Here is a 5,768-nt window from a genome sequence, read left to right as displayed (position 1 = left end):
AGCTACTCGATATGACAAGCTCAAAAGAAATTATCAAAGTTCTGTTGCTTTAGCCTGTATATTTTTATGGCTACCTTTATAGGGTTAATTATGAACAGTAAATGTCAACAGACCCTAGTTACACTTATCCAAATAGTACGACGGTGGCATTGAATACTGAAACGACATATGACTGGAATGCAGAAGAAGCCACAGTTCCTGTCAACTTGACTGTGACCAAAGTGATTCGCCTAAATGGTCAGGCCATTAGTGTGGGCGGTGGTGCTCGATATTGGGTTGATGATACTGACGGCAGCCCGAAAGGTTGGGGGGCACGTTTGGTCGCATCCTTTGTTTTCCCGAAATAATCAATTGAGTCTGTATTGATTAGAGTGACATTCAATGGATTTAAACTATATGCTTGAATTCGTTGGGTACTTTTTATTTAACGAAGTAGCAAAACCAGAAGTCATACAATATGGCTTCGACTTTTGTCTCTTAACTCGGTTGGAGGAACGCCAAACCAGCTTTTAAAGTTGCGACTGAAAATAGATAATTCTGCATAGCCCAACTGTAGAGCAATATCTGTCAAATTCACATTGCCTGCATCAAGCATACGAAGCGCTTCTTTTTTTCGGACATTTTCGAGTATATCTCGATAGGTTGTTCCTTGCATTTTTAAAGCGCGCTGAAGCTTTTTCGGATGCATTCCCATACAGAGTGCGATATTTTCAATGCTGCAGTCTCCTGTCGCCATCAGCATGCGGACTGAACTCTCTATCAGTGCGGTATTGTCTTCAGTTTTGGTGCTGCTTTGTGTTTCAAGCTGCTGTACGATTAGTTGATTAATGGCATCTTCATTAAAATTATAGGGTTTATAGCTTAAAAAGCTTGCGGGAAAATAAAGCGCATCCTCATCGGTTTCAAATTCCACTGGACAGGAAAAATGTGCTTGGAAAGTTTGAGCTCCTTTTTGTGGTGCTTTTTGCTTGAAGCAAATTTTTTCTGCATGCCACTGTGGGCCAATCAAATCTTTTAAAATATTCGCGACAAGGCAAATGGCCAGTTGTGATTTTTGTGGTACATCGGTGTTGTATTCACTTAAACGCACAAAGTTCAGCTTACAGAACAGAGCATTATGTTGCGAGACGTGAAAGACAACGCCTTCAGCATGTAAATAGACATACTTTTGCGCCACGCTTAAGGCTTCAAGTATGCTCGTTTGTCGGGACATATAGACGCCAATCAAACCGATTGTGCTAATATTTTGGAGTGCGCCGAGTTTTAAACCGAAGCAGTCATCCTGACAGGCTAAGGCCGCTTTTTCCAATAAATTTAAATAATGATCATAATGAATAAATGAATCTGGATCGCGGAGTAAAGCAGGTAAAATCCCGATCTCTTTCAAGATTCCTATAGGGTTTATGCCATAACTACGGACTAAGTCTTCAAAACCGCCGAGGCTGGCTGCACGAATATAACTTCCCATTACAACATTCCGTGTTGTCCTAAAAGATCAATTTAGTGTCCTAAAAAGTCAAGCATAATTCAAGTCATTTGTTAAAGTAGGATAAGAGATTATCTCAACCAACATAGAAAAGAAGTATTGAATCACCATTTTTAGCCGTGAAAGGAAAAGCATATGCAACTTACGGTTCAGTCTCATATCGAGCAAACAGTGATAGAACAGACATTGCACGATTGTTTTCAATTACAGCGCAAAAGCTTTCATCAGCAAGGCATTGAAACGATTGAACAACGCAAGCAACATTTACTGAATTTAAAAGCATTGATTAACAATCACCGTGAAGCAATTATTGACGCCTTGAATCGTGATTATGGAAATCGTTCACGCCATGAAACCTTATTGGCAGAAATTATTACTGTCACGGATGACATTAACGGCAGCATCAAACATTTGAAGCAATGGACGAAAGTACAAAAACGACATGTCGATCATAGCCTGTATTTTGGTGCGAAGAACCGTGTGATTCCTCAGCCACTGGGCGTGATTGGAATTATTGTGCCGTGGAATTTCCCCATCAATTTGATGTTTTCACAGTTGTCGGCCGTGTTTGCTGCGGGAAATACCGCTATGGTTAAAATGTCTGAAAATTCAAGACATTTGGCCGAATTGCTGATGGAGTTAAGCCCCAAATACTTTAAAGCGGAAAAATTACAGATTTTCGATGAGACGGGTGAAGTAGGCATCGCATTTTCAAAATTGCCGTTTGACCACCTGATGTTTACTGGCTCTGGTGCGACAGGGCGTAAAGTCATGGCTGCTGCTGCACCAAACTTGACGCCAGTGACTTTGGAGCTGGGTGGTAAATCTCCTGCGGTGATTGACCCTGAATACCCCATCGATAAAGCTGTAGAACGCATTATGTTTGTGAAACAGTTTAATGCGGGACAAATTTGTACCAATGTCGATTATTTATTTGTGCATGAGTCGAAGTTACAAGCATTTATTCAAGCCGCGGCAGCGTGGGTTCAGGAACATGTGCCTGATATTCATAGCAAAGATTATACTTCTGTGATTGATGAGCGCGCATTTCAGCGCTTAGTGCATAGCTTGGCAGATGCTGAAGCCAAAGGGGCAAGTTTGATTAATTTAAATCAGCAAGAGCCAGATGCTGCGACACGAAAATTTCCACTGACTTTGGTGTTGAACAGCAATGATGAGATGGAAATTGATACGCGTGAAACCTTTGGTCCGATCTTGATGGTCAAAACCTACCAGAAGCCTGAAGAGGTAGTGGACTATATTGTGCAGCGTGATCGTCCATTGGCCTTTTATCCATTTAGCAATAATAAAAGCTCAGTCGAATTTTATATCAGCCGAGTTATGTCGGGCGGGGTTTCGGTCAATGATGCCTTATTTCATGTCGGGCAGCATGACTTGCCATTTGGTGGGGTCGGTGCCAGCGGGATGGGGCATTATCATGGCTATGAAGGCTTTTTGACTTTTTCCAAAATGCGTCCTGTGTTTTATCAGGCGGGTTTTTCGAGCTTGAAGTTTCTCGCGCCGCCTTACGGAAAATTTGCCAATTGGCTGTTGAATTTATTGATTCGGATGAAGTCATAAGCGCTTAAATTTAAAAACCTCAACATCACTTTTCACTTCAAGATGGATATTTTGAAGTGAAGGAATTAGTGTATTTAAAAACAGAAAAATAAAACTTTTAAAGGAGTTAATAGGATGAATAATAAAGATTTTGATTTTGATCAAATCGTGATTGGCTCAGGCTTTGGTGGATCGGTCAGTGCTTTACGCCTTAGTGAAAAGGGCTATAAAGTCCTGATTTTGGAGAAAGGATTACGCCGTGAAGACAAGGATTTTCCAACTACAAATTTAGACACCAAAAACTATTTGTGGCGGCCTGAACTGGGATTCAGAGGTACGATGCAATTTACTTTCACCAGTAAAACCACCATTTTGCATGGGGTGGGCGTCGGTGGGGGCTCACAAATTTATGCCAATGTACATTTAATTCCACCTGATGCTGTTTTTGAGTCTGAGGCATGGACCAAGATTCGTAAAGACTGGAAAGAAACCTTAAAGCCGTTTTATGGTCTCGCTCAACGTATGTTGGGTACAGCGAATAATACTTATACCAATATTGCAGACGAAACGTTAAAAGAAGTTGCGAGTGAAATTGGATATGCAAATTCATTTAAAACGGTGAATACGGGGGTCTTCTTTTCGCAAGTAGCTGGTCAAGAAGGACAATTAGCGAAAGATCCGTATTTCAATGGAGAGGGGCCAGATCGTAACTCCTGTATTTATTGTGGCGCTTGTATGTTGGGCTGTCGTAATAATGCCAAAAATACCCTGATGAAAAATTACCTGTATTTTTCTGAGCGTAATGGCGTTGAAATTCGTCCAAGTTCTGAAGTGGTGAAAATTACACCACTGAATGAAGATGGTAGCGCAGGTTACGAAGTAATAGTCAAAGAAACTTTAGGAAAGAATGTTCGTCAGTATAGTTTGCGCAGTCGTGGGGTGGTGTTATCTGCGGGTGTAATGGGTACGGTACCGATGTTGTTAAAAATGCGTGATCAGCATAAAACTTTACCCAATATTTCTTCATTGCTGGGACAGGAAGTTCGGACGAACTCGGAAACCCTGACCACAGTGAACAATACTGGTAAAAAACTGGATGATGGTGTGGCTATCAGCTCCTTTATTTCAGTCGATGCAGATACCAATATCGAGGTCACACGTTTCCCTGAAGGTGCGGATGCTTCATGGATTTATATTCCATACGTGCCTATGGTGACTGGTCAGGGCTTTATGCGCTTTATGAAGTTTGTGTTCAATACACTGTTACATCCCTTAAAAACCTTTAAAGTACTGCGTTATAAGGGTAAAGCCAAAGACTCTATCATTTTATTGGTGATGCAAAAGTCTGAAGCATTCATTCATTTTGAATGGCGTAGAAAGTGGTATCGACTGTTCAAAAATAGTATCACTGCTGTGCAAAAAGAAGGGGACACGCCACTCACCGTTTCATTCCCTGCGGCTGAAGAAGCCACTAAAATGATTGCACAAAAGTTAGGTGGAGAACCTGGTTCTGCACTTACTGAAATTCTACTGGGAACGCCAACGACAGCACATATTATGAGTGGTGTCGCGATGGGCAATGACAAGTCGAATGGCGTTGTGGACTTCACTGGTCAAGTCTTTGGTTATCAAAATTTACGCGTATTAGATGGTTCGATTGTACCTGGGAATTTAGGTGTGAATCCCTCACTAACCATTACCGCACTGTCTGAATTTGCGATGAGTCAAATCCCAGTGTTCTCTGCAGAGCGGGCAGCAAAGATTCAGCGTATTGAATTTAGTCAGCCTTTGGAGGGACAGGTGTCTGACTTGAAGGGTACTGGTGATTTAGCCAGTGCATTAAGCAATGCTTAAAAAAGTGGATATGGTTTGGGCTGGTGATGGTGATGGTGTCTAATACGGCAAATTAGACAGCCCAAGCAATACAATCTTGAGATCATTATCCCTCTAACGCTGTATGACAGCGTTAGAGGGCGTTGCTGATTTTATGGGCTATAATTCAGAAATTCCTAAGCTAAGAAGAGAGCGAAAAGCTGTCTTACCTTTTTTACCGATCAATGAGTAATTGGGGGGCATTATTGAGTCTATTCATAAACCCAAAAGCCATGGTTTATTTTTTCTTGTTATAAAATATGACTAGGGTCTGTTGACATTTACTGTTCATAATTAACCCTATAAAGGTAGCCATAAAAATATACAGGCTAAAGCAACAGAACTTTGATAATTTCTTTTGAGCTTGTCATATCGAGTAGCTATTCCTCTAAATTGCTTTAATCTACAAAACATATTTTCAACTAAATGCCTGATTTTATATAAATACCAGTCCATATGGTCATTGTTAGATTGGCTATTCGTTTTCTTTGGTATATTCGCTTTAGTCCCTGTTTTCCTGATCTGTTCACGCAGTGGTTCTGAATCATAGCCTTTATCTGCGCATACCACTTTTGTCTCTTTTAAATCTAATGTTGATATTAAATCAGGTGCAACTTTAACATCATGTGTGGTCCCATCGGTAATTATGAAATCAATAGGATTGCCATGTGCATCAACAATCAAATGTATTTTTGAGGAGTTTCCTCCTACACTTTTAGAAATAGATTGATTCGCTATGCCGGCAGAATGTTGATGAGCACGTACATGAGAGCCATCAATAAAAATCCACTCCATATCGGGGCATGAGGCTAGCAATTTGAATAATCTAAGTAACTTACCGCTGCTTGAC

The 5,768-nt window shown here is 40.8% G+C and carries 5 protein-coding genes and 1 pseudogene; 4 read left to right on the top strand and 2 right to left on the bottom strand.

All coding sequences use genetic code 11. The features are described 5' to 3' along the window. Together HYG88_RS14950 and HYG88_RS14945 are read left to right on the top strand one after the other, a co-directional pair. Nucleotides 1-82: pseudogene (locus HYG88_RS14950) on the top strand (IS5/IS1182 family transposase); the annotation flags it as partial. 19 nt (nucleotides 83-101) lie between these two features. Next, entirely contained in the window at nucleotides 102-347 is a 246-nt protein-coding gene (locus HYG88_RS14945; RefSeq protein WP_052690212.1) for a hypothetical protein, read from the top strand. 101 nt (nucleotides 348-448) lie between these two features. On the opposite strand, the gene HYG88_RS14940 is transcribed toward HYG88_RS14945, so the two are convergent. Further along, nucleotides 449-1,468 carry an AraC family transcriptional regulator gene (locus HYG88_RS14940; RefSeq protein WP_045796736.1) on the bottom strand — a complete coding sequence of 340 codons (1,020 nt, stop codon included), beginning with the start codon at nucleotides 1,466-1,468 and terminating at the stop codon, nucleotides 449-451. Between the two features lie 153 nt (nucleotides 1,469-1,621). On the opposite strand from HYG88_RS14940, the gene HYG88_RS14935 reads away from it, so the two are divergent. Further along, nucleotides 1,622-3,067 carry a coniferyl aldehyde dehydrogenase gene (locus tag HYG88_RS14935; protein ID WP_061403633.1) on the top strand — a complete coding sequence of 482 codons (1,446 nt, stop codon included), beginning with the start codon at nucleotides 1,622-1,624 and terminating at the stop codon, nucleotides 3,065-3,067. 114 nt (nucleotides 3,068-3,181) lie between these two features. Then, entirely contained in the window at nucleotides 3,182-4,900 is a 1,719-nt protein-coding gene (locus tag HYG88_RS14930) for a GMC oxidoreductase (protein WP_061403634.1), read from the top strand. Between the two features lie 318 nt (nucleotides 4,901-5,218). Here HYG88_RS14930 and HYG88_RS14925 read toward each other — a convergent pair. Next, nucleotides 5,219-5,768: IS5-like element ISAba31 family transposase (locus HYG88_RS14925; RefSeq protein ID WP_178883363.1), on the bottom strand; the 550-nt coding region annotated here is incomplete at its 5' end.

It is taken from the genome of Acinetobacter sp. SwsAc4 (assembly GCF_013391535.1).
In the GTDB taxonomy this organism is placed as follows: domain Bacteria; phylum Pseudomonadota; class Gammaproteobacteria; order Pseudomonadales; family Moraxellaceae; genus Acinetobacter.
The sequence above is the reverse complement of the archived record's forward strand: the minus strand, read 5'-3'. Positions and strand labels throughout refer to the sequence as shown.